Source organism: Methyloversatilis sp., from assembly GCF_030696805.1.
Classification (GTDB): domain Bacteria; phylum Pseudomonadota; class Gammaproteobacteria; order Burkholderiales; family Rhodocyclaceae; genus Methyloversatilis.
Window position 1 is genome coordinate 1 of the sequence record NZ_JAUYRO010000058.1, and the last position, 4155, is coordinate 4155.

The following is a 4155-nucleotide window of genomic DNA, read 5'->3' on the forward strand; positions in this document are numbered from 1 at the left end:
GATGAACCCCGAAAGGGCCTCGGGTCGATGATTCGGGGCTGAAAAAGAGCCGAAATTCGATGTCATGACGATGCGAATTTCGGAGTTGCTGCCTCACGGACGAAAAATCCCGGAAGGGTGGCTTTGATCAGCGTTTCCCTAACAGATCACCTGGTCAAGTTTCTATACTGTGAGTAAGGTTGATGCCGGACTCCAATTAATAGGTGAGTCTAAGTTGTTTGAACACGAGTGAGAGCTTCACCCGCATCACCTCCTTTAGGGAGGCCAGGATTGACAGCAGCGTGACCCGATGTTTCTCAGGCGCCGGACGCCGCTCCTGTCGGCCACCCGATCGGGAGTGTAGCAAAAACAGAAAGGCCCCTCTTCTGCAGGGGCCCTTTCCTTTTGCTTAGTCCAAAATGGTTGAATAGCGCGGCCTCTATGTACAAAATCAAGCTACCAAGGGTAAAAACAGCTTGCAGCTATCCAATTTGGTCCGCGATTGCCCCTTAGCGATATTGACTTGCATAGCCGTATCCGCAATCTGTAGGATTCCTGCTTTCTCGCTCTCGAAACTCCCTTTAGCGCTTAGCCAATTCAAAACGTCTGCCAAATGCCAAAGCGATGCGCTTCCCGCATGAACAGGAGGGGGGAAACTCGATGAATTTTCTGTCCAGAGCTTACGCATATACTGCCGGCTCACTCCGATTATGTTGGCAATATCAGACAATCCAACATAATCGGGACCGGCTTCAATCAGCTCAGCGTCAGGAAGCGCTCGCTTCACGTCTGACAGGGCGCTGAATACTGCAGCGTCGGCGCTTTCAGCCTCTCTCGTGAAGTCCAAGGCAATTCGGCCGGCCGTCCCTGTTCCGATCAAAGAATCGTCACAACCCGCCTCGGCCAGTCGCTCGATTACGTCATCGAGATCCTGATTGCTCTCAGCAAGCCGATATTTCAAAACAAAACTAAATTCCATCATTTCCCCGCTCTTAGCCTTACGTGAACCGAGGCCCCTTTGCTTCGGTCTTTCCCGTGCACCCGGCCACGACCCTGCAGAGAGCTTTTGCATGGTTCTCCGGACTTTTAGGCGTGCTCCAAATACTCGTAATGCAGAAGTCCCCGCATCGACAATCGTCGGTGTTGTAAGGGCAATACATCTTCCCCCATGCGTGGCTACCTCCGAGAACGATGCGCCACCCAGCAGCTTCCGCTAGGCGCACCGCCCGTTCAATCTCTTTGTTCGGGTGTTCTCTACGCTTCATTCGACTCACGTACCTTAGGTCACCGCACTCGGGTTGTCAAGTGACAACTTACCTAGTGCCCCTGGCTGTCAGCCAGTTCTACTCCGGAGAGGACTTTCAGTTGCCCACCCTATTTCAGCGACTGCTGAAATAGTCTTAAAAAGTGAAATTTCTTAACATTTTCACTAAAAATGCCGCGCGCTCTTGGTGCAAGGGCTTGAGTCATGACGAGGACCGCACTGGGGAATTGCCCCCGACCCTGCGGAAGGCTCTCCTCGTCCCCGTCCCGAATCTCCGTCATTTTAGCCAAGACACCCTGTCACTGATTTTGGCCGTCAGACCAAGCATTCCTTCATCTTGGCCTGGCTGATGCCTCGGAACTTGCCGCGTAGCATCTCAGAGAGCTTGGGCTGAGGCATGCCCAGCAGTTCGGCCGCCCGTTGCTGCGTCAGGCGCCGGCTCTTGATCATCTGGGCGATCTGGTGCGCGAGTTCAGCCTTCACCCGCATTTCGTCGGCATCGGGCCGACCAAGGTCAGCATAAGGGTTGTCGCTGCCTTGTTCGATGGCGATGTCGTCGATGAGCGCTACGGTGTTCATATCCTTACCTCTTTTCCCTTGCGTATAGGTAATTGAGAGGGAGTCCCACGGCGCCGCGTGGCCGGACGAGCCATTTTGCGGTCTGTGGGCTCCCGCAAACGCTATACCCCTTAGGCCCTAACCCCTCAAACAGTCCTTCATGGCCATTGGGCACTGCTATTTAGTCGCAGATTCGTACAGCAGTACGCAGATCTGTTGTGATCAACCGCCAATAATCTTCTTCGAAAGGATCTGTTTTGGAAGCTCAAACTGCGCCGACCAATCAGCCGCAAGAGCCTAGCGATCGCATGCTCAAGCTGCGTGCCCTCGCAGCGCGTGCTGCTGCCTTAAACGAGGGCATCCTCAAAGAACGAGTAGCTGTCCCTGATCCCTTCGGCGGCTATGCAATTGTCGTACGCGAGACCAAGATCTGAGCAGCTCCCGCGGTCTTCTCTCACCAGCGCCCTTGGACCAAATCTAGGGGCGCTCTTCTTTGGATTCTTAGCCTTCGGATAGCGAGGGTTTGACACCCTTAAAGGCACGGAAAAGTGAGCCAAGAAAAAGCCGTAGATTCTCATTAGAGACAAGAATGCCTATTGCGTCATTTCAGTGACTTATCGTCATCCGTCTCACTTCAGGAAGACACGTCGTCTCACTAGAGACAAGAACAGCGCCTACTTGTCTCATTAGAGACAAGATTATCCAAAAACACTCAATTTTGCCCACCCAAATCGTTGAATTAAAACGTAATTTATGAAATTCATGTTGGAGGCGCGCCCGGCTTTGCTACACTGGAGATGAACCCGACCCGATTTTCCTCCAGCGCGATAGCGCTCTCTCCCGTACGAACCCCTGACGGGGCTCCCATCCCGGACTTGTATTCACTGAAGGCATCTCTCCCAAACAGCGAGGAATCACTTAGCTTGCGTGCGACACGCTTAAACCGGTGTAACAAGAAATTGTCGCTGCTGGCCCGAATAGAGCTTTGCCCGGATTACGCTGTTATCGAGCCCCCCGCGAGCTACCAAAGACTGAAGCTTCCCCAAGGAGTTCACTTTGTACGTCTGCGTAAGATGCTGAAATCGCCGTATCTCGTGAGAAGTGCACGCGCGCCGAGCAATGTTGAGAAATCCGTTCTTTTCAAATAATCGGAGGTTCTCGGGATGGATCAACGCCAGCAGACTCTCAATTTTCCCGATCTTTTCCTGCAGGTGTATCAGTGCATCCGCCTCCGACCGTACGCCGAATCGTTTCCACGCGGGTTCGTGGTGGAACAAGCGGTTTCGAAAATCGCGGACGGTTGAAACCAAGTCGTGAGCATAGGAGAGGGTAGAAGCTGCATGTGAACTCGGCCAAGCACCGGCAAAGACGGTACCCAGACGGCTTGGCCAAATCAAGCTATTGCCCATAAACTCTTGGTCCAGCATGAAGCCCCATGTTGAGAATTCCGTCTTGGCCATCACTCCATGGTGGTTTGGAGCGACAGCGCCGGTCACGCCGTATCGGCTGCGCTGCTCAGCGACGAACTTCCGCGTAGCTTTGACGAAGTTGTCGCGTACCGCTTTAACCGGTTGCGGAGGAGAGACGCCTGGGGCGAAGGATCGGTACCGAAGCTTTGCTCCTGACCACCAGAAATTCCCAAGGTGCGCACGCAACGCCCGATCAACGGCGTTGCGCAAGGAGATCTCAGTTGCCCCGATGATGGGGTAGATTGCACTACTCACGTGGGCATTCCAGAGGTAAACACCCATAAGTTCGACGTCATTGGAGGGCTGGAAGACGCTCTGGTAGCTGTTGATGCGCTCGTTGCTAATTAGCTGGTCGATAAGGGTCGGGCGGTACAGAAGCGTTTTTGGCATTTTTCTCCCTGCGAATTTATCTCTTGGCCCGATGCCGGGTGCGAACCGCTACGCTTGACGAGCGCGCCTTCAAGTTTCTATACTAAGCGTAAGGTTGATGAAGGGTTCCAATGGATGAAAGTCTACGACCCTTCACTTAAGACCTAGAATACCCACCCCGGCCTTGAGCCGGGGTTTTCATTTGTGTTCCGCTCCTAGCTTTCTGGTCGCTGGGCGTAGATGCCCGCAAGATGCAAGATTTTTCAAAAACGTCCAATTTTCCACGCCCAACCCTTTGAATTAAATCATAATTTCTAAAACCGCCTTCACAAGGCTGCTTGCCTCACCTGCCCCCTTCGCCACCTCCGCTGCATTATCCACCCTCCCCACAACCTTCGCCGTCGTGGCGCCCCAGCCGATAAAGGGAATCATGGCCGCGCCCGACAGGGCTGCGTTCGTGTTGTCGCCCCGTCCAAGGTAGATCAGCGCGTTGGCACCGTCGGCAAGCTCGCCGAA

4 protein-coding genes are annotated in these 4155 nt (G+C 53.8%); all 4 read right to left on the reverse strand.

Annotated elements, in window-relative coordinates; translation table 11 throughout:
- Nucleotides 1–430: 430 nt before the first annotated feature.
- Complete coding sequence (locus Q8R75_RS11205; protein ID WP_305663658.1) at nt 431–1051, reverse strand: DNA-binding protein; 621 nt, start codon at nt 1049–1051, stop codon at nt 431–433.
- Between the two features lie 507 nt (nt 1052–1558).
- Entirely contained in the window at nt 1559–1822 is a 264-nt protein-coding gene (locus Q8R75_RS11210) for a helix-turn-helix transcriptional regulator (RefSeq protein WP_305663659.1), read from the reverse strand.
- A gap of 917 nt (nt 1823–2739) precedes the next feature.
- Nucleotides 2740–3660: a CAAX protease gene (locus tag Q8R75_RS11215; protein WP_305631627.1), complete on the reverse strand. Its 921-nt coding sequence runs from the start codon at nt 3658–3660 to the stop codon at nt 2740–2742.
- 279 nt (nt 3661–3939) lie between these two features.
- A partial coding sequence (locus Q8R75_RS11220) for a hypothetical protein (RefSeq protein WP_305663660.1) occupies nt 3940–4155 on the reverse strand: 216 nt, incomplete at its 5' end.